A 21,235-nucleotide genomic window follows, 5' to 3' on the forward strand; every position below is an offset into this window, starting at 1 on the left:
TTTGGCCGGGGCCCGGTTAATTTCATCGATGAGCACTATGTTGGAGAAAATAGGGCCTTTCTTAAATTCGAACTCAGAGCTCTTCAGGTTAAAAACACTTGTGCCGAGCACATCAGATGGCATGAGGTCTGGAGTGAACTGAACCCTCGAAAAGTCTACCGATATACAGCGAGCCACAAGTTTGGAGGCCAGAGTTTTGGCCACACCCGGCACACCTTCCAGCAAAATATGACCATCGGCCAAAATGGCTGTAATAATAAGATCGACCATTTTCTGTTGCCCAACAATGATTTTGCCTATCTGTTCGCGGATTTTCTCCACTCCGGTTTTCAATGGCGCCAGGTCTATTCTGCTTTCGAAAGATTCTTGATTCTCCATATTATTCTATTCCGTAAAATTCGTTCAATGTGTTTTCAATTTTCATCAGGTGCTCATTAGAAACACTTGCACCTGTTTCAACTTGCTTAAATAGTTCTACCAGTCGCTGACATACCTTCAGGTCTGCACCGCTTTTTTGGGCTAGTAGTTCTATAAATTCAGCGTTCCAAAGGGGGCGTAAATTGTACCTTCGGTATATATAGTCTACCCAGTATTTCATCCGCTTTTCGGCCAGTTTTCTATGGTCTCTTTGCCTGTAGTAGAGCCTGCCCAGGGTTTGGGTAAATTCAAGCGATGTGTTTTGCAGGGTGCCAATAACAGGGATAAGTCTTTGCTTACGCTTTGTACCAAAGAGCAGAAACAGCAAAAAGCCAATGAGCATTATGTAAGTAGCTGCACGAAGGTTTTCGTCTCTTAAAAGTACCCTTAGCGGTGTGGAGCTTTCCAGCCTGCCCAAATGATAATATTCGTTGTGTACCACCGGGATATTTTCGGGAAAATAATTGAGCAAGTGCTCGGTAAATTTGTAGGCTTGGTCATCCATCACCATGTAATTGGTAAAGGCCAATGGAGTAGAGCATAGCAAAATACTTCCTTCGCCAACCTTCCATCGAATCAATACAGGGTTCCCCTGGGCATCTTCAGCCAGAACTTCCAAGTTGCTGTCTTCTACCTCGGTGAAATAACCCGTGGCAGCCAGTGAGGGTACGGTAATCGATTTTTTGCTTTGCGTGAAAGTTATAGAGTCTGAATGCTGCTGTCCAAGAATTTGCTCTACACTGGAAGAATTGAGCGTCCGTACACGGATGGTCTCCCAGGTAGAAATATTCAGGCTGTCGGCCAGTGCCCCCCCAAAATTATAGGCTGCCACAAGAATGGTAAAGCCCTGTTGCGCATGGCGCACCATAGCGTTAAAGTCGTTTTTATCGGTTGAGAATGACTGAGTCACAATCAGCAGGTTTTCTCCCAGAGTGTCTGTTTCTACCAACTCATACACGGTTCGGAATACGGAGGGTACAGGTTTACCCATAAAAAGATCGGGCATAAGCTCATGCACCAACTCGGCTCCGAATGGGTTTTTATCGCGGTGATGGAAAGTGGTAGTCCAATCTGTGGCCTGCTTTTGTGCGAGCTGATACAGCACAAAAATGGCAATAGCGGCTGCCGTAAATATGAGGTAGGCTCTATCCTTTTTCATGCCTCACATTTAGAGGGTCAACAATAGCTTTGCAGTAAGCCTCGGCTTTTTGTACATGCAGCTCTGAGGCATCGAAATGACCATACCAGGTATAGTCAAAAATAAAGCTCAGTCTCTCAAAATCGCTGGCCAGTGGCCTTTCTTTAAGCTCATAAAGGTATTCCATGTTGGTTTTCCCTTTACGAACCGATACGATTTCCTGTTCCCAGAGAAATTTTAGTGATTTAAGGTAAATGAGCCGGATACTAAGGCGCCAATCGTTTTGGTTTTTTGCTTGTGCAATGGCAGCATCAAAATCTATTTCGTGGAGCTGTGTTTCGTCTACCTCAAGTTTTACATTGGGCTTTGATGCCCTGAAAACTCCGGAAATCTCTGTGCCGGTAAGTTTTACAATGAGGAACACAAAGGCAACGAGTAAAAGGATTTTTATAAATAGATTAATGAGGCTGCCGGTATTTTTGGAGGCAACCAAACTGAAAAACCAAGCCTTGAGCCGGTTCCAAAAGCGTTGAAAGGCCCCTTCCGCAATAGGGTCGGCCACCTCATAGCTGTGTTCTTCTTGCAACTGTAGCCTTTTTTCAGTGTCGAACCTACGCACTGAATCTCCACTTTGTGCCGCAAGAGGAGCACCAGCTAAAAGAATAAGTATTAAAGAATAGATCAGTCGATTAATAATGTTCATCATCATCGGCCGCAGCCTTGTCCATCCCCTCAATTTGACTCATGAGCCCACGCGACTCCCTTCGTTCTACCAGATTGAAATACTGAAATGCAATGGCAATATAAGACAAGGAATAGAGCAGTATAGAACCAAAAGTTTCAAACACTGAAAAAAGTATACTTAAGGCCTGCTCACCGGTGGTCATTTGAGTAACGGCAGATAAATCGCCATCAGAAAAAGTGGTGGTAATCGCCTTTACACTGAACAGTAAGGTTCTGGGTAAGCCAAAGAAGAGGCTAATCACATAGCCGATTATTCCCATTACGATTACCAGACCAAATGTGCTCCACCATTTTCCTTTAATAAGGGTAAAAGCTCTACTGAAGGTGTCTATTGGGTTGTTTTCTTCAAAGAGTATAATGGCAGAGCCCAGGCTGAGCACAATGCCTATGTAAATGGCCGGCAAAACAAGAAAGAACATAGCTATAATTATGGCTATGTACATAAGAATGTTAAAGCCCAGCAGATTAAAGAACTTGCTGCCCAAATTTTTAAGCACCATAGCTGCCGATATTTCACTGGGAGCGTGGCTTTGGTAGGCTTTCATGTAGCTAAAAGTAATGATCGGGACCAGCGTGGCCGTAACGAGTGTACTCAGCAGAATAAGCCCGTAGAGTTTGAAAAAGTCTAAAATCATACTAGCCGTTACATCTTCCGGACTGAACCCGAGAAAGCCAATGCTCAATTGGTTGGTAAGTATGTTAGTGAGTAAAAGTATAGGGCCGGCTATCATCAGTTGAATCTTGATGTAGGGCCATGCATTTTCTCTTAAAAAGGTAAAGGTTGCGTTTATTTTGTCGCTGAATTGCCTCTTTTTATAAAACTCAATTTGAGGTGAATACGCCATTTTTATAAAGTTTTCTAGGGTAAAGAATAATGTAATATACCATTGAAATTAACGACAACACAATAATGGTTGCTTTAAGCACATTGGGCATACCAAAAAGTCGGGTAACGAACGACTCCAGAAAGCCGGCAATAATGAATAATGGCACTAAGCCCAGCACTACCTTGGCCCCCTTTAGGGCGCCTTGACGCAAAGAGTGTAGCCTGGGCAAGGTACCGGGAAACATCCACGAATTGCCCATTATTAGCCCAGCTCCTCCGGCCATTATTATGGAAATAATCTCTATTGTGCCATGTATCCAAATGGTGAGCACTGAAGTAAGCAAAAGCCCTTTAGAGTAAAAGAAGTACTGAAAAGACCCCAACATTACACCATTTCTGAACAGCAAATAAACGGTGCCTACTGAAGAGGCAATACCAAAAGCAAAGGCTACAAAAGACACCCGAATGTTATTGAATGTGATGGCAAAAAACATATCGGTTTGGGCCATAGAGCCATAAATACCCATAGGTTCGCCTTTTTCTATATTTTCAAGCGTGAGATTAACGTAGGTGTCTCCTAAGATTAAGCGAACAAAGCTTTGATCTTGAGCAGCCGAAAACGCTCCTATAATGCAAGAAACCAGAAAAAAGAGGAAGGAGGCCATGAACTCTTTTCTGTGAGCCCAAAAGATTTCGGGCAGTTCATATTTCCAGAAACGGACAAAACGGTTTTTGCGCTCTTTTTTATTTCGGTAGATATCCTGATGAACCTTGGTTGAGAGGTTGTTCAGGTAGGAGGTAACATCTGATTTGGGGTAATGCGTGCGGGCAAAGGCCAGGTCATCGGTAAGCTGAATGAACAATGAGGCTAGTTCATCCGGATCCTTTTTTTCCTTAGACGAAATCAGGCTTTCGAACTTTTCCCATTTACTTATATTTGCCTTCACAAAAACCGATTCCCTCATTACAGATTCGTATTTAAGCCAAAAATTATTCAATAAAGATTCATATGCAAGCAGTAAGTATTCAAACCTCACAAAACATTCAGCTTGACTATGAATTGGCAGGTATAGGTGAGCGTATTTTGGCGTTCGTTATCGACATACTCATTATTCTTAGTATCAATTTGGTGTTGAGTTTTATATTCTCCAAAACCGGTATGGAGAGTATAGCCCTGAATGTCATTATCTACATTATTTCATACCTCTATAGGTTTATCTGCGAGGCCACTTGCAACGGACAGACTGTGGGTAAAATGGCCCTGAGTATTAAGGTGGTTAAAATCGATGGTAGCTCCCCGTCATTACCGTCTTACTTTTTGAGAATGGTAATGGAGGTGTTCGATTTTTTTATTGTGGGCTTGGCTGTGGTACTGATTATTCTCACTCGCAAGGGGCAGCGGCTGGGCGATTTAGTGGCCGGCACCACCGTAGTGAAAATGCGGAAAGTTTCGGCCACGAATGTGCAGAACAAAGCCATTATGGACAAAGTAGATGAAAGCTATGAGCCGGTTTTCTTTGAGGCCAGTCACCTGAGGGATCACGAAGTAAGGCTCATTAAGGCCGCACTTAAGGCTTTTAGAGAAGATGCGAATCCCGTGCCCATAGAAAGGCTGGAAGAAAAGCTAAAAGAGAAGTACAATATTCATAGCGAACTACCTACCGTCAAGTTTCTTTATACGCTGCTGCGTGACCATACCTACTACATGACTCGCTGATATGCCTCTGAAATCATATACCAAGGCACAATTGGCGCTTAGAAATGGCCAGGACAAACCAGAGGTTTGGGTGGCCTATAAGGGCGAAATCTATGACGTGAGCGATTCCCGGCTTTGGAAAACCGGCAAACACTATGAGCACTGGGCCGGTCAGGATTTGACAGATGAGTTGCCAGATGCCCCTCACACGGATAAGGTGTTTGAGCGGTTTGAGCTTGTTGGTGTATTAGTAGATTAGTTGATCATTCAACGGGCCGTTGGACAACGATGCAATAGTGCTAACAACTATTGACCGATCTTCATTGGTGATTAATTTGTTCTCAGCACCTAAGAGGACGTCCGGGACTTACTACGAGATACAAATTCTGATGACTATAACGCATGCTTCCGGCTGAGAAAGGAGCAAATTGACTCTTTTACGATCAATAAACAACGAATAACCAATCAGCTATTTACCGCCATTAGCTGATAAGTCGGCCAGGCAGTTAGCATCCAGATCTGGTGGGCTGCTCATGCCTAACAAATCGCTGAGGCCGGAAGTACTTTCAACCGAGAAATACATCAGGCAGTCTTCTGCAGTACAGTGAGCACCATTGGCACTGTCGTGATGATTGGTTTGCATAGGGCTGCCGTTGTTAACCAGGCCTAAAAGATGACCTACCTCGTGAGCCAGTACGGTAGAAGTAAGGAGTGAAGTGGAAACCTGACCTACTCCACCGGAGACCTCTTCTATTCGTTTCTGGAATAGAACTATTGAAGTGTTTCGGTGAGCAACGCCAAGCACATTGTTGTTTTGGTCGTAGCTACCATCGGCCAGATATATGTAAACGGCCACCTTAGAACCGTTGGTAAACTGGGTACGCTTTTCATCTTCCATAGCGCGTAGCTCTGAAATACTGTAGCTGCTTTGGCCGGGAGCTTCTACCTCAGTAACGTTTACGGTTATTCCGGCAGGTTTATTGAGCCGGTTGTTTAGAAAGTTTTGCAAATAATTGATGCTCTGACCAGGAGGCGCGTAGCCGGCTGCATACTGCACCTCTACTACCAGAAAGTTGTAGTTTTCTGCCGAGAGCAAATCATTGGCCGAACTACCTACCGGACCAATATTTTTTGCATTATCCGGTTCATTGCCTCCCGAAGGATTGGCATCGTCACTTTTACTACACTGGGTAAAAAGTAGGCATAAAGTGCCAAGAAGTACAATCTGTAAACTCTTTATCTTTCGCATAATTACAAAACGGCCAAAAACGGTGGTTGTTTATACCTTTGAGGCTTCAATTTTCGCTAAAATGTTGCTTTCTCCAAAAAAGGAGGTCTTGTTTCTATGCCTTACCAAATAACTTTTTAGCCTCCCGGTCAATAAATACTTTACCCACCAATGCTGTAGATGTAGAGGCAATAGCAACTGCCCACCAAAAGTGTTGTCCGTTGAGAAGTCTGGTGCCTGTTTCGGCCCAAAAAGCGCAATAGAGCCCCACCACTGACCAGCTCATGAAGTAGAAGTGCCTGGGGTACCAATTTTTGTGTTTTTTGGTAATAGCCGGTACAATACCTGCCACAAGAGTTGCCAAACTAATGAGCGCAAAAAGATGAAAGAGAGAAGGTCTATTGCCAAAGTTGTAAATGAAAAAGGCAGAACCATTGAGAAGCAACATACTGGTTACATATACATATCCCCATTGTTTATGCCTTTTTGTGCCTTTGTGCATAAAAATTACTGTGGCCCCGGTGGCCATGGTCAAAAAGGCCATAGCCGTATGGAAGAGGCCAATTGTTGAATGAATCATATCTGAGTCTTTATATTAATTTTTGTAAGGAGTAAGTGATTAAGGAGGAAATGAAAAACCCTAAATCCTGAAAGGAAGACCTCCCTGGTTATCAACTTTCATTATTCATGCCTGCCTTTTGGAGGCAGGTTTCAGAGTCAGGGCCAATGTTGCATTGCCTACTTGACTCTCTTTAGCTGCATTTCCATGGTAGGGTACCAGGTACTGCCATCCATAGAGAAAGCACCTTTTTCGGTCCAGGTGTCACCTTCAATGGTTATTACATAGCGTACCTCGCCCTGCGGAACTTTGAACCCCCAAACAAACTCACCTTTATCATTAAACTCCCCTTTGGCCATGGTAGAGTGTCCTTGCATTACCAGAGAGTGAAAATCGTAGTGTCCGGCATCGGCATTGTAGTAAACCATGGCCATAGCATGATGCCCCAGAGTGCCGTTGGAAGAGCCCTTACCTTCAACAATCAGCGCCATGCCATCCAGCCGCTGCTCAACTTTCTCTACTACGGTGAAGGTGATTTTCTGCCTGGTTTGTTGGTCCATCTGCCAACCTTCCCCTTTCCATTCACCTACCCAACCGGATAGTTTTTGCATTTCATCTTTTGAAATGCGGGCGTTTTGGGCTTGAGTCTTCTGACTAATCAAGGAAGCTGCAACAATCATCATCCCTAGGATGAAGTGCTGCATGGAATGGAGTAATGGAGTTGTTTTCATGATTTTATTCTTAAACTGGTTTATGTTATAAACTAAATATTTAAAATTTTTTAAGGCTTGAGGTATTGTTGAATATTCTTCACGTAGTTCTCGAACGCATCGACACCCGTTTGGGTAATCTTGCAGGTGGTTTTGGGTTTCTTCCCTTCAAATTTCTTTTCAACAGAAATATAACCGGCACTCGAAAGTTTGTCGATCTGGACGCTCAGGTTGCCGGCAGTGGCGCCTGTCTGCTCCTTAATGTATACAAAATCGGCACTTTCTACACTAATGAGCAGGGACATAACAGCCAGCCGAAGCTGTGAGTGCAATAAAGGATCGAGTGCTTCAAATGGCATTCTTCTTTGCGTTTGATTTCATAATGTAACCCGGAATCAGGTAGCCGAAAGCCACTCCCGAGGCCATTAGTAGCATTTGCTGGTTTGGGTCTACCCTAAAGGCCGCCAAAGCTAACAACCAAAAGATGACCGCACCAATTCGGAGGGGCAGAAAGTTCATCATGGCACCAGATACGGAGGTGCCAATGCCTGCAAAAAGCAATATGAAAGGAACCACACTCCAACCCAGTAGCTGCCCATTAAAAATGATGGTGAACATGCCTATCCCCAGGCTTGCCCATAGCCATCCATACATTTTATCGGTGTAGTTGTGTACTCTGGCCGTTCTGCCATCCTTACTCCCTTTTACCATGGAAACAATAGCTCCTACAACGGTAAGGCTCCATCCGGCATAGGGGTATTCAAAGCTGGTGTAGGAGGCCGCAACATAGTGGAATACACTCGCTACAATAGTTATCCAACCCCACAACAAGAAATAGAAGCTGTTATCTGTATAGCGCTTTCGGGCTTTACCAATCATTTGCTGAATTAAATCCAGGCTTTCCTGAGGGGATAGTTCTTTGTCTTCCATGGTTGAAAATTTTACAATTATAAAGTAGTTTATATTATAAACCAAATGAATACACGATGTATCTGGGTTTCAGGTTTCGTTCGAATAACTATTTTTGATGCTTTCTAAGAAATATGGCGAAAGTTCTCATAGCAGATAGTGGTTTTACCAAAACCGATTGGCGGTTAATTCAAAGCGATGGTTCTATTGAGCAGGCCCGAACGGCCGGTATTAATCCTTATTACCAGACCGAGGAGGAGATGCTCACGGTAATCAAAGATTTATATGATCAGATTCCGGACAAGATCCATGAGATATACTTTTATGGAACAGGTTGCTCTTCCGGAACCAATAGAGAGAAAATTGCCCGATTACTTGCTAAGTACTACCCCACGGCCAAAATAGATGTAAATCATGATTTGCTGGCTGCTGCCCGTTCGCTTTGTGGGGAGGAGCCCGGTATTGCCTGTATTATTGGCACCGGCACCAATTCTTGCCTCTACGATGGTCGCAAGATTATCCAAAATGTTCCCTCTTTAGGCTGGGCCATTGCCGATGAAGGAGGAGGAACTTACCTGGGAAAGATGTTGGTAACTGACTACTATCGCAAGGACATGCCCGCACACCTGAGAGAAATTTTCAAAGAAACCTTTGGTCTTACTAAAGATAAGTTCCTTACCCATATTTATCAGGAGCCAATGCCCGGTCGTTTTTTGGCCAGCTTCGCTAAGTTTATAGGTCAGCACATTGCCGAGCCGTACATGCACTCATTGGTTTCAACCGGGTTCGATACCTTCATTACCAAAAACGTGATGAAGTATGAAGGCTACGATACGCTTCCGGTGCATTTTACAGGTTCTGTAGCCTATTACTTCAGTAACATTCTCAGAGAGGTGGCTCAGGATAAGGGAATTTTAGTGAAGCATGTTTCGGAGTATCCGATAGCTGGACTCACGTTGTTTCATAAGTAGTGGTTGAGTATTGATACAAAGTAGCCAGGCTCGAGTACTTTCTGTTTCGTCCATGATAATTTAACTGAATAGCCGCTACAATATTCGCCAAGACTTAATAGTTCAAGAACAAACTTTCTGGCTTGCTGTTACCTGCTCCCCTCCTGACCAGGAGGGGATTTTAGATTCGAGATTCCTTATTACTTACTCTTCTTTTCTCAAGCCTTTCAAGTAATTTGATAGTTCTATTCAAGCGCTTGTTGTCTACTCCTGCGTTGGTAATTGATTTCAAGAGTTTGCAGAACTTATTATCAAATTCTGATCCTAAGTCTAAATCTAGAATCGAACCGGATCCTCCAATTGCTCCTGAGTTTGTGATCAAATCCACAAAACGTTCATAATCTTGCTCATAAATGGATTTGATAGCTCTTTTAATTAATCCAGAATGAGCTCTTAGACCATTGTTGTTTAGTTCAGAATAGACTAATAGGAGATTTTGACAAATAATCTCTTGATCAGACTTCTCAATAATTATTGGTTTTTTCCGGAATCTAAACATCTCAATACTTTCTACTTAAAATCTACTCGATACTACTTGTCAACACCCCCAAAATCGTCTTGATTCCGTTTCTATAATGCCCCATACGTATGTTCTCATTTGGACTGTGCTGGTTATTATCGGGGTTCACCAGAGGAACTAAAACCGCGGGAATATCAAGCTTGTTTACAAAGAATGCTATGGGCACGCTGCCTCCGGCCAAACGGATTCTGGCTACTTCCTGCTGATGAACATTTTTTAAGCTGTGGTAAAGCCACTCTCCCGTTTTCGAATGAATGGGTGTATTAAAGGCTTTCCACATTTCCGAGGGGTCATGGTCAAACCGAATGATTTTATCATGTGTCAATCGCTCCTCTTCCGAAGGGTCACGGTCTTCAATAAGATAATACCCTTGCGCCAGAATATGCTCTTTAACCAGCTTTACCAAACGGGTACCGTCACTCTCCGGTACCAACCGAATATCCAGAGTAGCTACAGCTTTTTCAGGAACTATGGTTCGGGCTTCTGCCCCCACCCAACCCGATCGAAAACCTCTGATGTTTAGACTGGGGTATTGCATAGCCTCCTGATAATTGGCTCCAACCTTATCGGTTTCGGCAATTCCCACCCTCTTTTTAATCTGAGCGACATCGTCTGGTACGGCCGCTAGAATTTCCTTGATTTCAGGGGTAAGGTCAATACCGTCATAAAAACCGGGAATAGTAACCTTGCCACCTTCGTCTTTCATAGAAGAGAGCAGTTGAGCCAAACGCAAGGCCGGGTTGGGGGCATAATTGCCAAAATGTCCGCTGTGCTGTGGTGTTCTTGGACCATAAACTGTTAGTTCAATGCCGGCAATACCTCTACACCCAAATACCAAAGTGGGTGAATTGGAGTCGTGAACCGGTCCGTCAAAAATTACCATATGATCTGCCGAAAGTAAATCGCCAAACTGGTCGATAACCTCAGGCATGCTTTTAGAACCTTGTTCTTCTTCCGGGTCGAGAATTACCTTCAGGTTGAAAGAAGGCTCAAGTCCTGCAGACTGCAATGCATCGAGTGCTGCCAAAAACATAATAATGGGCGACTTATCATCAGAAGCGGATCGGGCAAAAACTCTATATTCATCAGGTAGTGTATTTGTAATAGTTTGCCAATCAACGGTTTCATATGAGCCATCAGCCAGTGGTCTTTTTAAAACCGGTTGGTATGGATCGGCCTGGTTCCATTGACGGGCATCTACCGGCTGGCCATCAAAATGCATATAAACCAGTACAGTAGGAAGCGATTTTTGAACTATGCGCTCAGCAAAAAAGGCCGTTCGGCTGGTGCTGGGCAATCGTTGGGTAGAGAACCTTCTTTTTTCAAAAGCCAGCTCCAGAAACCTAAGGTTGTTTTCTACGTGCTCCTCGATAAGAGCGTTGTTTGGAATAGAAAGGAAGGCGCGTAGCTCGGGAATGGAAGCCAAGGCATATTCCCTGCTAAGGGTTTCGTATTGATTGGTACTTAATTTTTGCGACTTTAAAGGCAAACAATACAACCATAGAAATAAAACTATAGCAACTCTAATCGGGGATTTGAAAACCATATGCATTAAGTTTGAATGGAATTTAGACCTTTTTTGAAAGAATTAAAATGAACGTAACCGAGTCAGAGTCCAATCATAATCACCTGGAGCAAATGTCTGTAAAGGAGTTGCTTGTAAACATCAACCGCGAAGATCAGACGGTAGCACAGGCAGTTGAGAAAGTGATTCCCCAAGTGGAGGCCTTGGTGAAAGAGATTGTACCGCGAATGGAAAAGGGAGGCAGGCTATTCTACATAGGTGCTGGCACCAGTGGCCGACTGGGGGTAGTTGACGCCTCTGAGTGTCCTCCAACTTACGGAGTGGAGCATGGAATGGTGGTTGGCTTGATTGCCGGAGGCGATGGTGCCATCAGAAAGGCTGTAGAATTTGCCGAAGACGATGAGGAGCAAGCCTGGAAAGACCTTCAGGAATACATGATCAACCATAAAGATACCGTCATCGGAATTGCTGCTTCTGGCCGAACTCCCTATGTGATTGGTGGAGTGAAAAAGGCCAAAGAACATGGTATTCTCACCGGATGCATTACCTGTAATCCGGATTCTGCTTTGGCCTGGGAAGTTGATTACCCCATTGAGCCCATTGTAGGCCCTGAATTCGTTACTGGCAGTACGAGAATGAAAGCGGGAACAGCTCAAAAATTGGTGCTCAATATGATTTCAACTACGGTAATGATTCAGTTGGGCAGGGTAGAAGGCAACCGTATGGTAGATATGCAGCTTTCTAATAATAAGCTGGTTGACCGCGGAACTAAAATGGTGATGGAAATGCTACAGGTAGACTACCCCACAGCAGAGAAACTGTTGAAAGAACATGGATCTGTGAGGAAGGTGATTGATTTTATAAAGAACTCCTGACATGCACCAAATTGAGCCTTACTATTCCTGGCTTAAGTATTACAATGTGGCTGATGATCCTAACTCTCCTTATTCCGGAAAAGAGTATAATTATGAACTCTATTCCGAAACCATTTATGGCTATTATATAGATCCGGCCTGGGATTTTATGGGTTCGGAAACCCTCTTTATTAAAATCCTTTATGTCGATTATAACCGGGGTTTTATCATCATAGAGTTCATCGGGGAGTGGAACGATGCGCTGAACAATGATATCATGCACTTAAAGCGCAATATTGTTGACCATTTCAACTACCATGGCATCGACAAGTACATTCTTATCGGGGAGAACATTCTCAACTTTCACGGCTCTGACGATAGCTACTACGAAGAGTGGTTCGATGATATGGAAGATGGCTGGATAACCGCCATTGGTTTTCGCGACTTTGTAGTGGATGAAATGAAGAACTATAATGTAGATAGTTATATCAACTTTGGTGGAGACCTGGAGGTATTGGAGTGGAGAACCTTAAAACCTGTTGTTCTTTTTGAGCGCATACATTCCATTATTGGTAGAAGAATTGGCTTGATTTAAACGCTCACTTTTAAGGGAGTGCGCTAAAAGGGAGCTGCTTAACCATCTACTTCAGCCACCAAAGGGATGAGGTATCGCTTCTTGTTTTCCAGATCCAGACACAGCGCACGTGTGCGCTTTACTTCCAGCTTGCGGAAGTACCTTTTTCTAAACCGAAATTCAGCTAGGAGCGGCAAGCTGGCAATAGTTGACCTTTCTGAGTCTGCTTCAAATTGCTTCAGGGCTATCATTAAGGCAGGATCGGCCGAGGTGCTTGCCTTTGGATTTTTCATGTGCCGGGCAAGTGGCCCAAGTACGGTGTTTGGAAATACCTCTGGCCTAAGCAGCGGAAGCATTAATCGTCTAAACTCATTTTTCCAGTGCAGTCCATGTGGTTTCAGGTTTCGGTGTTGTTCGTGCACCCTCCGATGGGCTACTTCGTGCACATAGGTGATTAAAAACTGGTAAGGATGCAAGTCTTCATTGACAGTTACTGTATGACTTTTGGCCCGTGGGTCGAACCGATAGTCGCCTAGTTTTGATTGCCTTTTTTTAGAAAGCCTGAACTGAAATGGCTGATCTTCATAGAGTTGTATGCAATAATCGAGAGCCTCCTTTGGCACTTTTCTTGTTATTAATTGAACAAAAACATCTCTCTCCATGAATCGATTATTTGCCTTTTTCCTTCCCTTTCTTCTTTGCCACACTTCTCTAAATGCTCAATGGTTTTCCCGACTGAGCGTAAGTACAGACACTTACAGCATTGGAAATATTAATAGGTCCAAAATAACGCAAATCTATGTAGATGAAAGTGGTTTAAATGAAAACCTCGAATTACTTCCCTACCTGCAGAAGGTGCGCCTGAGGTTGTATGACCTGGGCTATTCCATTAGCCGAACGGAGGAGTCTGCCAACTTTGTCCTTCGCTTGGAGGTGTTTGTAAGTGCACCAATACTCAGGCAAACGGAAGATTCTTACACCATACGGGGTGAGTCTCAAACCATTGAAAAAAAGACTGCCGAAGGAAAGAAAGAGACCATTACTATTAGAGGTAGCGATCGCTCGGTTCCTGTTATCAGAGAAGAGATTTATTTTCAAAAAGTTATTCGAATGAAGTTATATCAGTTAAACAACAACAGGCTCATTTGGCAGGCCGAATCGATTATAGCTGATGAGACCGACAAGCACGGTAACTATGCCGATATATTGGTATATGAGCCCTTGCGGTATTTTTTGAAAACCACACCGGCACATCCCGTAAGGAATGCCTATACACGCAGACACAGGCGTATAATTGCTGAGCTATTTACTGTGCCCAAGTACTAGGTGTGAGTAGCTAAAACCGGAATTCGCGGCTATATCTCCAAATGGCACTCAACAGCAATAGTATTCTTCTTTGCGTTTAGGGCAAAACCTTCAATAGATTGGCACTCCAACTTATTTCTTTCTGAATACCAGCTTTATCGGTACTCCCTCAAAATCGAAGTGTTCTCGGATTTTATTTTCCAGATAGGCTTCGTAAGGAGCTTTAATGTACTGAGGTAAATTGCAGAAAAATGCAATAGTTGGAGTGTGGGTTGGCAACTGAGTGATGTATTTAATCTTTACGTATTTGCCCTTAATGGCCGGTGGAGGGTATCGCTCAATTTCCGGCAGAATTGCATCATTGAGTTGAGAGGTGCTTACCTTTCTTTGTCGGTTTTCAAAGACCTTAACCGCCAGTTCTATGGCCTGAAAAATGCGTTTCTTTTCGGTTACTGAAGTAAAGATTTTAGGTATCCATGTGTTTTGGCCTAGCTTTTCGTCTATTTCAGCCACAAACTTGTTCATGGTGTTGGTTTCCTTTTCAATCAGGTCCCACTTATTAATCATAAGCATAATGCCTTTCTTATACTTTAGGGCAAGGCTAATGATGTTGACATCCTGAGATTCCAGGCCACGGGTGGCATCTACCATTACCACACAAACATCGGAATCTTGTAAGGCTTGCAGAGCCCTCATTACGGAGTAAAACTCAATGTCTTCGTGTACTTTGGATTTTTTTCTGATTCCGGCCGTATCGGTAAGAATAAAGTCTTTTCCGAACAGTTTATAGCGGGTGTTGATGGAGTCGCGCGTGGTACCGGCAACATCGGTTACAATAGTCCGCTCTTTGCCAAGCAAGGCATTGACAAACGATGACTTGCCGGCATTCGGACGGCCCAGAATGGCAATTCGGGGTACATCGGCCTCAGGGTTGTCTATGCCTTCGTCTTCAAAGTGCTTCACCACCTCATCGAGTAATTCACCCGTTCCAGAACCGTTGGCAGCCGATATAGGGAATACCTCTCCGATGCCTAAAGCATAAAATTCATGCGACTGAAAGGACCATTCCTGGGTGTCGGCCTTGTTGGCTACTATATAGATAGGCTTTTCCAGCCCACGCACTACTTTGGCAAAATCTTTATCCAACCCGGTAAGCCCGTCATGACAATCTACCATAAACAGGATCACCGAAGCTTCATTCATAGCTTCTACTACCTGCTCGCGAATAGCTCCTTCGAAAACATCGTCTGAGCCGGTAACATACCCACCGGTATCAATTACTGTAAAATGCTTGCCGATCCACTGGCCATAGCCATAGTGTCTGTCACGGGTTACGCCACTTTCATTGTCCATAATGGCCTGCCTTTTCTCCACCAGTCGGTTAAAGAAAGTTGATTTCCCCACATTGGGGCGGCCCACTATCGCGATTATATTTGCCATCTCTCTGTTTTCAATTACGAATTAAGAATTGCGAGATTTCAGTTTTACCTGAATGCTGCCTAAAATTCTTAATAGTTCTTCACATTTCTCCAGGAGGCTTTCTGCTTTTGAAACTCCAAATTCTTCTGTGCCTCTTAGCCATGAGATCCATTACTTTGTTTCTCTCGCTTCCTGAAAGAAAATGCTAATTCTATGCAAAAATCCCTGTCTTATTGAGCTCCAATAGCTTCTTCTACATTAGCCCCAATGGGAACTCCGGATCGCACTAATTGATTAATCAAAACTCGATCTGTAGACTCAGCTCTTAGGTTTTTTGCTATTCTCAAGATTTCTAATGCAAACGCATAAGACTTCTCTTGAACAATATTATATCTCTTCATTGTGTGTATTCGTAGTCTCCGAATTCCCTTGATTGAAAATTCGTAATTCTTAATTGCTATACCCGAATCCCTTGAGTTTCTGTTCTTTCTTTCTCCAGTCTTGCTCAACTTTCACAAAGGTCTCTAAATGCACTTGTTTTCCGAAGAACTTCTCCAATTCTTCTCGTGCTTGTATACCAACTTTTTTTATGGCTTCCCCCTTGTGGCCAATTACAATGCCTTTCTGACTTTTTCTTTCTACGTAGATGTCTGACATTATTCTAATGATCCTTTCATCTTCCTTAAAAGAGTGAGTTACCACCTCACAGCTGTAGGGAATTTCCTTTTTGTAGTTGAGGAAAATTTTTTCCCTTATGATTTCATTCACAAAGAAACGCTCGGGTTTGTCTGTGAGCTCTTCTTTGGGGAAATAGGCGGGGTGCTCTGGAAGTAACTCAATGATCATCTGGAAAAGGCTTTCTACGTTGAGCCCTTCTAGTGCAGATACCATTATCTCGGCATCGAAATCGTACATTTCTTTCCAGTAGGCCATTTTGTCTTCAGCCTGAGACCCTTTGGCCAGATCTACCTTGTTCATGACCAAAATTTTAGGAATGTCCAGATCTTTTAAGAAGTCCAGTTGCCTTTCGCCATCGTATTTTTCGTAGAGGTCTGTTACAAACAGCAGTACATCGGCATCTTCAAACGAGCTGTTTACAAAGCTCATCATGGTTTCGTGCAGTTTATATTCCGGCTTAAGAATTCCCGGAGTATCCGAATAAATTACCTGAAAATCATCTCCACTCAAAATGCCCATAATTCTGTGTCTGGTGGTTTGCGCCTTAGAGGTAATAATGCTAAGTCGTTCGCCCACAAGGGCATTCATTAATGTTGATTTGCCAACATTGGGTTTTCCGATAATACTGATGAACCCGGCTTTATGTGGTTTGTTAGACATTGTTAAAATTAATGGTCAAAGGTACTTGTTTAGAATGGAAATGTCACATACCTTTGTAGCCCACTTCGGAAATCGTCTGAAGATGTTTATATCGCGGGATGGAGCAGTTGGTAGCTCGTTGGGCTCATAACCCAAAGGTCGCAGGTTCGAGTCCTGCTCCCGCTACTTGAATCAAGTTCTAAAGAGGACTAACAAAACATAAAAGCCTTAATTCGAAAGAGTTAAGGCTTTTTTCTTGTCTTAGATTTCTTGTTAGATACTGATAGTTTTTGCTATTTGTTTTACAAATCGGTTTATAATTATGGCACACTATTTTGATGTGGTATTTAACCGGACCAACCGGCAGAACTCCAGTGGGCTTTATACAATCAGTATTAGGGCGACAATAAATAGGAAGACCACCTATTTTAATCCGGGCCTTCCCAGGGTCGAATCAAAGCACTGGACTGGCAAAGAGAACAAATGGGTCTCTGACCGACATCGATCTCATTTCGAATTTAACCAGGCGATAAAGAAGAAGGTAGCTGAGCTATACGAATATGCGGATAAGCTTGCCCTAACCGGAAAGCCTCTCACTTTAAATATAATGCGTGAGTTTTTTGAGAGGAGAGGCGATAAGACCAGCGTAAACGATTATGTGAATGAATATATCCGAACCTACAAATTCAATGCGATCCGTACTAAGAAGAAATATCAAACCTTTGAGAAGTTGCTGAATGAGTTTAACCCGGATATAAAATTTGTGAACCTTGAGGAAAGGCTATTCATAAACTTTCGGGATTTTCTCCTTGATACCAAGGAACAGGCTGGAAATACTGTTGAGAAATACTTTGAGCCCTTCAAGAAGATAATAAAGGATGCGGTTAGACGGGATTATTTGCCCAGAAATCCATTTGAGAATGTAGAGCTGCGAATTCCCAAATCCCAAACCAACCGGGTAGCCTTATTTGAAAATGAAATAGATCAGATCCGGAAACTGAGTTTTCCAGAATCGGACTCTTCACTCTCTGAGCATAGGGATGTATTTGTATTTCAATGTTACTCCGGGCTGTACTACAGTGATATTCAGCAGCTCCGGAAGAGCCAGGTGCAATTGATTGATGGAAAAAGGTTTATTCTTGGAAATAGAGCCAAGAATGGTCTCCCCTTTACTATACCCATTTATTTCTTCCCGGAAGGAGAAAGTATTCTAATTGAGAAACTAGCTAAGGTTGATAGCGATAATGACTTGGTATTCTACACAATTGAAGAGCCGCCTTACAATAGAGCACTTAAGCGGATAGCAGCTATGGCCGGAATAAGTAAATCTATCTCAAATAAAACCGCGAGGCATTCCTTTACCGACATATTGGTAAGCAGGAATATTTCAGAAACAACAGTTAAGGCCATACTTGGCCATGAGAAGAAGAGTCAGGTTTTCACAAATTATTACGAGCAAAAGCCTGAGCATATGATTAAGAGTTTAGAGGCTTAATGTACTCTAGTGGCTTCCCCCGCCAGTTTGTTTCCAAAATGCTAGGGCATAGTAAGGAGGAGACCACAGAGATCTATTATGAAATGAACGCTTACCATATGGCCGGAGGGTTAAGCAATTTTGATGATGTGGTGTTCTAAGCTTTCTTTTTGAAAAATTTCATTGATTCAGAATTCCCAAGCGCATCACATTCAACTTCTGAAGGGTCAATTTTCAAGTTGTGCTTTGTTACAAAGAAATCCAGAACCTTGTCTAGATTCCTAAAGGCTTTTGCTAGGTGGCTGGGCTTTATATGGTGCGAAATATTGTTCATTGTGGGAGTGGCCTTAGGATCATCTGAGCATAAATATCTTGATCTTCTAGACAACCTAAAGAGCTTCATATATGACCTGTAAATTTCTATAGGCAACTGCCCATCTCCATGCTTGTGTGGATTGATGGCAAAATGAACATCAATATGCTTTTGATAGAACTTACCTGTTGTAGCCAGAACATGGACGTTGATTAAATGTAGAGAAGTATAAAACGCAATGGTCACTTGCCAATCCATGCGGTTATTTCCCATGGCGTTCACTTCAACTAGAAACTCCAGATTATTGGTGGCCTGCGCTATGTGATCATCATATTTCGACAAGGCCAGAAAAAGATTAACCGATTAAAGGTTTATAATGGGGTGGGATTTCAAAATTATCTGAGTCTTCGACTACCATGGAATCCATATGGAATCCATATTCATAATATTTGGCGTTAATCATTGCTTCAGCGTCAATTAACAGATCCTCCATTTCCTCGTTTCCTTCTTTTATTTCTACCCAAGCCAATAGAGAAGAGTCGGTATAAGAAAAGGCAAGTTTATTGGGCTTGCGATGATCAAGAGCGATCAGGAAATCATTAATAGCATTTGGAACCAATGCTCTGATCAAAAACTGACGATTGTATTTAGCGAGTTCAAAGGTGTCTCTATTAATGAAGGATTGATACATTTTTTGCTTTTCTTCAGAAGCTACTCCGCTATCCAACTGTACTTCATCAGCTCTTATTGAAGCGATTAGTGAATCAAACCATTCGCCATTACTGGTTTCCTTAATATTTGAAGGGGTTATGTGCATCGACAATTCAAATTAGGTGTAAAACATAAAGCAAATTACACACCAATAATTTATTTGTTCAGGTCAGAATTGTTGCAATAATATACAATATTTCTGTTTAAGCAACGACAAAATATGGCATTTGGTTTAACTGGCTGATGAATAACAGGTTTCTGTATAGGAAACCAAACACTGTTTTACCCAAGTTTCCCAAGCCAGTTTGTGTCCAAAATGCTGAGGCATAAAAAGGAAGAAACGACCCAGATCTACTATGAAATGAATACCTACCACATGGCCGGTGGTTTAAGCAACTTTGACTATGTGATTTTTTAGCGGATGAGACTATTTATAATTTTATCAAATTGTGTGAAGTGTTCCTTAGAAGGAACCTACCTAATTCTTCGAAATAGATATCAGGACATGGTACCAAGGTGATGAAAGGAAGCAATTCATAACCTGCAGTGGTGAGTTCCAAACATTTGAAACTCTTCTCGTCCTGATCATTCAATGGGTATGCGAATTCACTTTTTAATGCTAAACCCACGGCAGTCGATCCAATCTGGAAACTAGCTAGTTCATTGGGCTTTATCGACTTATATGCTTGAAAGGGCCTAAGAATACCAATATCAACTAAAATTGGATAGTCGTCAATTCTGGGATATTCTTCTGGATTGATCATTTTAGAGATTTCATGGCTCAGCATGTTTCTTCGTATGAGTGTACCGGTGCTTTGGTTCTCAATAGCAATAAAGATTATCCCGTGTAAACTTTCCGTGGTAATTATATGACTAACTAAACTTCCAAACTCATCCGCAGCTCTTCTATCCATTCTCTCAAGCACTTTTAAAGTCATTGTGCTGAATGAGCCTGGCTTAGATATTTCTCCGGCCAAGATTTTGGCTAGTATTAGCTGAACATCTTCTTTAGATACATCATTTGCGATTTTTGCGAACCTGGCCAGCCAGTCTTCATCGATTTCTTCTTTGGCATCTTCTGAAATGGTCCTGTCTTCCAATTCATTTATGGTCTTTTCCAATACAGCCCTTCTATTACCGGCTTCTTTGAATTGCTGTATTGAATAGTAGCTTGCAGAACTTGCAATGAATTCCTGATCCTTCCGGTTGAACTCAACTATGTCTTCAGCATTGGCTCTGGAGATTAAGTCTTTTGCTTCGGTCTCTCTTTCTATTCTCCTTTTGAATTCGTGTAGATAAGCAGCTGGAATATCAACAAAGCCGGTCATTAGTTTGCTGACAGATCTCACTAGGTTTCTTTCAACAATTTCAGGCAGCTCAATTATGGCCAGATCCTGGATGAACTGACCTAGCCAAGTTTTGACCTCATTTTTTTTCTCTGGAAGATTTGAATTGCTCATGCGGTGCTATTTGATATGAATATTAAGGCTTATTCACATAATCCTCAAATAGTTAGTGCTTCCCTCGCCAGTTTGATTCCAAAATGCTGGGCATAAGAAGGAACAAACCACACATATCTACTAGGAAATGAATGCTTATCACATGGCCGGTGGCTTTTGCAATTTTGATAATCTAGTTTTTTGATAGCTTTACACAAGCTTATTTGTAAATGAAGGTAACTGTTAATTATTACTTAAATAAAAGTTTGAAGCCTTTAGATATTTCTGAATCTACGTTCAAAAATATTAAGAGAGTCATTGGTTCATTCGTGTCACAAGAATTATATCATCCTTTGTATATGAGAGTTCGTTGTAACGGACAACAAGCACAACTGAAAAGCAAATATCAGTTCTTACTCAAGAATGATAGAGAGTTTCCTCTCCTTCATTACCGATATGAGGTTGATTTCAATACCGACTATAATGCTAACTTATATTATTTGAGAGACAAGGAGCTTGAGAAGCCCAATGATTTGTTGTCGGAGGC

Annotated in this window: 27 protein-coding genes and 1 tRNA gene; 9 read left to right on the forward strand and 19 right to left on the reverse strand. The window is 42.5% G+C overall.

Annotated features, from left to right (window positions below; translation table 11 throughout):
* The 5 genes from B3763_RS15535 to B3763_RS15555 all read right to left on the reverse strand — a co-directional run.
* Positions 1-378: AAA family ATPase (locus tag B3763_RS15535; protein WP_286747630.1), on the reverse strand; the 378-nt coding region annotated here is incomplete at its 3' end.
* Position 379: 1 nt separating this feature from the next.
* Positions 380-1,576 carry a DUF4350 domain-containing protein gene (locus tag B3763_RS15540; RefSeq protein WP_286747632.1) on the reverse strand — a complete coding sequence of 399 codons (1,197 nt, stop codon included), beginning with the start codon at positions 1,574-1,576 and terminating at the stop codon, positions 380-382.
* Positions 1,563-2,264: a DUF4129 domain-containing protein gene (locus tag B3763_RS15545; protein ID WP_286747634.1), complete on the reverse strand. Its 702-nt coding sequence runs from the start codon at positions 2,262-2,264 to the stop codon at positions 1,563-1,565. Before B3763_RS15545 ends, B3763_RS15540 begins: the two co-directional genes overlap by 14 nt.
* Complete coding sequence (locus B3763_RS15550) at positions 2,245-3,144, reverse strand: hypothetical protein (protein WP_286747636.1); 900 nt, start codon at positions 3,142-3,144, stop codon at positions 2,245-2,247. Before B3763_RS15550 ends, B3763_RS15545 begins: the two co-directional genes overlap by 20 nt.
* Complete coding sequence (locus B3763_RS15555; RefSeq protein WP_286747639.1) at positions 3,122-4,090, reverse strand: stage II sporulation protein M; 969 nt, start codon at positions 4,088-4,090, stop codon at positions 3,122-3,124. Before B3763_RS15555 ends, B3763_RS15550 begins: the two co-directional genes overlap by 23 nt.
* A gap of 44 nt (positions 4,091-4,134) precedes the next feature.
* Between B3763_RS15555 and B3763_RS15560 the strand changes: the two genes are divergently transcribed.
* The gene (locus tag B3763_RS15560; RefSeq protein WP_286747641.1) at positions 4,135-4,842 is read left to right on the forward strand and encodes an RDD family protein; all 708 of its coding nucleotides are present in this window, start codon (positions 4,135-4,137) and stop codon (positions 4,840-4,842) included.
* A gap of 7 nt (positions 4,843-4,849) precedes the next feature.
* A complete protein-coding gene (locus B3763_RS15565) occupies positions 4,850-5,080 on the forward strand; it encodes a cytochrome b5 domain-containing protein (RefSeq protein ID WP_286747677.1) in 231 nt (76 codons plus the stop codon).
* A 210-nt stretch (positions 5,081-5,290) separates the two neighbouring features.
* On the opposite strand, the gene B3763_RS15570 is transcribed toward B3763_RS15565, so the two are convergent.
* The 5 genes from B3763_RS15570 to B3763_RS15590 form a co-directional block, all read right to left on the reverse strand.
* Positions 5,291-6,070 (reverse strand): peptidase, encoded by a 780-nt coding sequence (locus B3763_RS15570; protein WP_286747643.1) that lies wholly within the window; start codon positions 6,068-6,070, stop codon positions 5,291-5,293.
* A 94-nt stretch (positions 6,071-6,164) separates the two neighbouring features.
* Entirely contained in the window at positions 6,165-6,629 is a 465-nt protein-coding gene (locus tag B3763_RS15575) for a DUF2306 domain-containing protein (RefSeq protein WP_286747645.1), read from the reverse strand.
* Positions 6,630-6,787: 158 nt separating this feature from the next.
* Positions 6,788-7,339 carry a hypothetical protein gene (locus B3763_RS15580; RefSeq protein ID WP_189629238.1) on the reverse strand — a complete coding sequence of 184 codons (552 nt, stop codon included), beginning with the start codon at positions 7,337-7,339 and terminating at the stop codon, positions 6,788-6,790.
* A 50-nt stretch (positions 7,340-7,389) separates the two neighbouring features.
* Positions 7,390-7,677 (reverse strand): winged helix-turn-helix domain-containing protein, encoded by a 288-nt coding sequence (locus B3763_RS15585; RefSeq protein ID WP_189629239.1) that lies wholly within the window; start codon positions 7,675-7,677, stop codon positions 7,390-7,392.
* Positions 7,667-8,248 carry a hypothetical protein gene (locus tag B3763_RS15590; protein WP_286747650.1) on the reverse strand — a complete coding sequence of 194 codons (582 nt, stop codon included), beginning with the start codon at positions 8,246-8,248 and terminating at the stop codon, positions 7,667-7,669. Before B3763_RS15590 ends, B3763_RS15585 begins: the two co-directional genes overlap by 11 nt.
* A 113-nt stretch (positions 8,249-8,361) precedes the next feature.
* Here B3763_RS15590 and B3763_RS15595 point away from each other — a divergent pair, with 113 nt between their 5' ends.
* On the forward strand, positions 8,362-9,198 hold the full coding sequence (locus B3763_RS15595; RefSeq protein WP_286747652.1) for an N-acetylglucosamine kinase: 837 nt from the start codon (positions 8,362-8,364) through the stop codon (positions 9,196-9,198).
* A gap of 160 nt (positions 9,199-9,358) precedes the next feature.
* Here the strand turns inward: B3763_RS15595 and B3763_RS15600 are convergent, their stop codons facing one another.
* Together B3763_RS15600 and B3763_RS15605 are read right to left on the reverse strand one after the other, a co-directional pair.
* A complete protein-coding gene (locus B3763_RS15600) occupies positions 9,359-9,736 on the reverse strand; it encodes a hypothetical protein (protein ID WP_189629242.1) in 378 nt (125 codons plus the stop codon).
* A gap of 22 nt (positions 9,737-9,758) precedes the next feature.
* Positions 9,759-11,303 (reverse strand): M20/M25/M40 family metallo-hydrolase, encoded by a 1,545-nt coding sequence (locus B3763_RS15605; protein ID WP_286747655.1) that lies wholly within the window; start codon positions 11,301-11,303, stop codon positions 9,759-9,761.
* A gap of 47 nt (positions 11,304-11,350) precedes the next feature.
* Between B3763_RS15605 and murQ the strand changes: the two genes are divergently transcribed.
* Together murQ and B3763_RS15615 are read left to right on the forward strand one after the other, a co-directional pair.
* A complete protein-coding gene (gene murQ / locus B3763_RS15610; protein WP_189629244.1) occupies positions 11,351-12,157 on the forward strand; it encodes an N-acetylmuramic acid 6-phosphate etherase in 807 nt (268 codons plus the stop codon).
* A 1-nt stretch (position 12,158) separates the two neighbouring features.
* The gene (locus B3763_RS15615) at positions 12,159-12,731 is read left to right on the forward strand and encodes a hypothetical protein (protein ID WP_286747658.1); all 573 of its coding nucleotides are present in this window, start codon (positions 12,159-12,161) and stop codon (positions 12,729-12,731) included.
* Positions 12,732-12,769: 38 nt separating this feature from the next.
* On the opposite strand, the gene B3763_RS15620 is transcribed toward B3763_RS15615, so the two are convergent.
* Positions 12,770-13,372, reverse strand: a complete 603-nt coding sequence (locus tag B3763_RS15620) for a transcription elongation protein SprT (RefSeq protein WP_286747660.1) — start codon at positions 13,370-13,372, stop codon at positions 12,770-12,772.
* On the opposite strand from B3763_RS15620, the gene B3763_RS15625 reads away from it, so the two are divergent.
* On the forward strand, positions 13,371-14,036 hold the full coding sequence (locus B3763_RS15625; protein WP_286747662.1) for a hypothetical protein: 666 nt from the start codon (positions 13,371-13,373) through the stop codon (positions 14,034-14,036). The genes B3763_RS15620 and B3763_RS15625 overlap by 2 nt on opposite strands.
* Before the next feature lie 111 nt (positions 14,037-14,147).
* Here the strand turns inward: B3763_RS15625 and der are convergent, their stop codons facing one another.
* From der to era, 3 genes are all read right to left on the reverse strand, one after another.
* Positions 14,148-15,455 carry a ribosome biogenesis GTPase Der gene (gene der / locus B3763_RS15630; RefSeq protein WP_286747664.1) on the reverse strand — a complete coding sequence of 436 codons (1,308 nt, stop codon included), beginning with the start codon at positions 15,453-15,455 and terminating at the stop codon, positions 14,148-14,150.
* Positions 15,456-15,664: 209 nt separating this feature from the next.
* Positions 15,665-15,835, reverse strand: coding sequence for a four helix bundle protein (locus tag B3763_RS19060; RefSeq protein WP_353884913.1), 171 nt, complete (start codon positions 15,833-15,835; stop codon positions 15,665-15,667).
* 49 nt (positions 15,836-15,884) lie between these two features.
* Complete coding sequence (gene era / locus B3763_RS15635; protein ID WP_286747666.1) at positions 15,885-16,772, reverse strand: GTPase Era; 888 nt, start codon at positions 16,770-16,772, stop codon at positions 15,885-15,887.
* Positions 16,773-16,864: 92 nt separating this feature from the next.
* On the opposite strand from era, the gene B3763_RS15640 reads away from it, so the two are divergent.
* Positions 16,865-16,937, forward strand: a tRNA-Met gene (locus B3763_RS15640).
* 136 nt (positions 16,938-17,073) lie between these two features.
* The gene (locus tag B3763_RS15645) at positions 17,074-18,246 is read left to right on the forward strand and encodes a site-specific integrase (protein WP_286747668.1); all 1,173 of its coding nucleotides are present in this window, start codon (positions 17,074-17,076) and stop codon (positions 18,244-18,246) included.
* 136 nt (positions 18,247-18,382) lie between these two features.
* On the opposite strand, the gene B3763_RS15650 is transcribed toward B3763_RS15645, so the two are convergent.
* From B3763_RS15650 to B3763_RS15660, 3 genes are all read right to left on the reverse strand, one after another.
* On the reverse strand, positions 18,383-18,880 hold the full coding sequence (locus B3763_RS15650; protein ID WP_286747669.1) for a hypothetical protein: 498 nt from the start codon (positions 18,878-18,880) through the stop codon (positions 18,383-18,385).
* A 13-nt stretch (positions 18,881-18,893) separates the two neighbouring features.
* Entirely contained in the window at positions 18,894-19,355 is a 462-nt protein-coding gene (locus B3763_RS15655; protein WP_286747671.1) for a hypothetical protein, read from the reverse strand.
* 325 nt (positions 19,356-19,680) lie between these two features.
* The gene (locus B3763_RS15660) at positions 19,681-20,709 is read right to left on the reverse strand and encodes a DUF2806 domain-containing protein (RefSeq protein WP_286747673.1); all 1,029 of its coding nucleotides are present in this window, start codon (positions 20,707-20,709) and stop codon (positions 19,681-19,683) included.
* Between the two features lie 338 nt (positions 20,710-21,047).
* Here B3763_RS15660 and B3763_RS15665 point away from each other — a divergent pair.
* On the forward strand, positions 21,048-21,235 hold a 188-nt coding region (locus B3763_RS15665), incomplete at its 3' end, for a hypothetical protein (RefSeq protein WP_286747675.1).

Source organism: Roseivirga sp. UBA1976 (assembly GCF_002336325.1).
In the GTDB taxonomy this organism is placed as follows: Bacteria; Bacteroidota; Bacteroidia; order Cytophagales; family Cyclobacteriaceae; genus Roseivirga; species Roseivirga thermotolerans.

Bases quoted from the DNA above. Each gene is read 5' to 3' on its own strand.
- B3763_RS15540 (WP_286747632.1), bottom strand. From the start codon at position 1,576: ATGAAAAAGGATAGAGCCTACCTCATATTTACGGCAGCCGCTATTGCC.
- B3763_RS15545 (WP_286747634.1), bottom strand. From the start codon at position 2,264: ATGATGATGAACATTATTAATCGACTGATCTATTCTTTAATACTTATT.
- B3763_RS15550 (WP_286747636.1), bottom strand. From the start codon at position 3,144: ATGGCGTATTCACCTCAAATTGAGTTTTATAAAAAGAGGCAATTCAGC.
- B3763_RS15555 (WP_286747639.1), bottom strand. From the start codon at position 4,090: ATGAGGGAATCGGTTTTTGTGAAGGCAAATATAAGTAAATGGGAAAAG.
- B3763_RS15560 (WP_286747641.1), top strand. From the start codon at position 4,135: ATGCAAGCAGTAAGTATTCAAACCTCACAAAACATTCAGCTTGACTAT.
- B3763_RS15570 (WP_286747643.1), bottom strand. From the start codon at position 6,070: ATGCGAAAGATAAAGAGTTTACAGATTGTACTTCTTGGCACTTTATGC.
- B3763_RS15575 (WP_286747645.1), bottom strand. From the start codon at position 6,629: ATGATTCATTCAACAATTGGCCTCTTCCATACGGCTATGGCCTTTTTG.
- B3763_RS15580 (WP_189629238.1), bottom strand. From the start codon at position 7,339: ATGAAAACAACTCCATTACTCCATTCCATGCAGCACTTCATCCTAGGG.
- B3763_RS15585 (WP_189629239.1), bottom strand. From the start codon at position 7,677: ATGCCATTTGAAGCACTCGATCCTTTATTGCACTCACAGCTTCGGCTG.
- B3763_RS15590 (WP_286747650.1), bottom strand. From the start codon at position 8,248: ATGGAAGACAAAGAACTATCCCCTCAGGAAAGCCTGGATTTAATTCAG.
- B3763_RS15595 (WP_286747652.1), top strand. From the start codon at position 8,362: ATGGCGAAAGTTCTCATAGCAGATAGTGGTTTTACCAAAACCGATTGG.
- B3763_RS15600 (WP_189629242.1), bottom strand. From the start codon at position 9,736: ATGTTTAGATTCCGGAAAAAACCAATAATTATTGAGAAGTCTGATCAA.
- B3763_RS15605 (WP_286747655.1), bottom strand. From the start codon at position 11,303: ATGGTTTTCAAATCCCCGATTAGAGTTGCTATAGTTTTATTTCTATGG.
- murQ (WP_189629244.1), top strand. From the start codon at position 11,351: ATGAACGTAACCGAGTCAGAGTCCAATCATAATCACCTGGAGCAAATG.
- B3763_RS15615 (WP_286747658.1), top strand. From the start codon at position 12,159: ATGCACCAAATTGAGCCTTACTATTCCTGGCTTAAGTATTACAATGTG.
- B3763_RS15625 (WP_286747662.1), top strand. From the start codon at position 13,371: ATGAATCGATTATTTGCCTTTTTCCTTCCCTTTCTTCTTTGCCACACT.
- B3763_RS15620 (WP_286747660.1), bottom strand. From the start codon at position 13,372: ATGGAGAGAGATGTTTTTGTTCAATTAATAACAAGAAAAGTGCCAAAG.
- der (WP_286747664.1), bottom strand. From the start codon at position 15,455: ATGGCAAATATAATCGCGATAGTGGGCCGCCCCAATGTGGGGAAATCA.
- B3763_RS19060 (WP_353884913.1), bottom strand. From the start codon at position 15,835: ATGAAGAGATATAATATTGTTCAAGAGAAGTCTTATGCGTTTGCATTA.
- era (WP_286747666.1), bottom strand. From the start codon at position 16,772: ATGTCTAACAAACCACATAAAGCCGGGTTCATCAGTATTATCGGAAAA.
- B3763_RS15645 (WP_286747668.1), top strand. From the start codon at position 17,074: ATGGCACACTATTTTGATGTGGTATTTAACCGGACCAACCGGCAGAAC.
- B3763_RS15655 (WP_286747671.1), bottom strand. From the start codon at position 19,355: ATGCACATAACCCCTTCAAATATTAAGGAAACCAGTAATGGCGAATGG.
- B3763_RS15660 (WP_286747673.1), bottom strand. From the start codon at position 20,709: ATGAGCAATTCAAATCTTCCAGAGAAAAAAAATGAGGTCAAAACTTGG.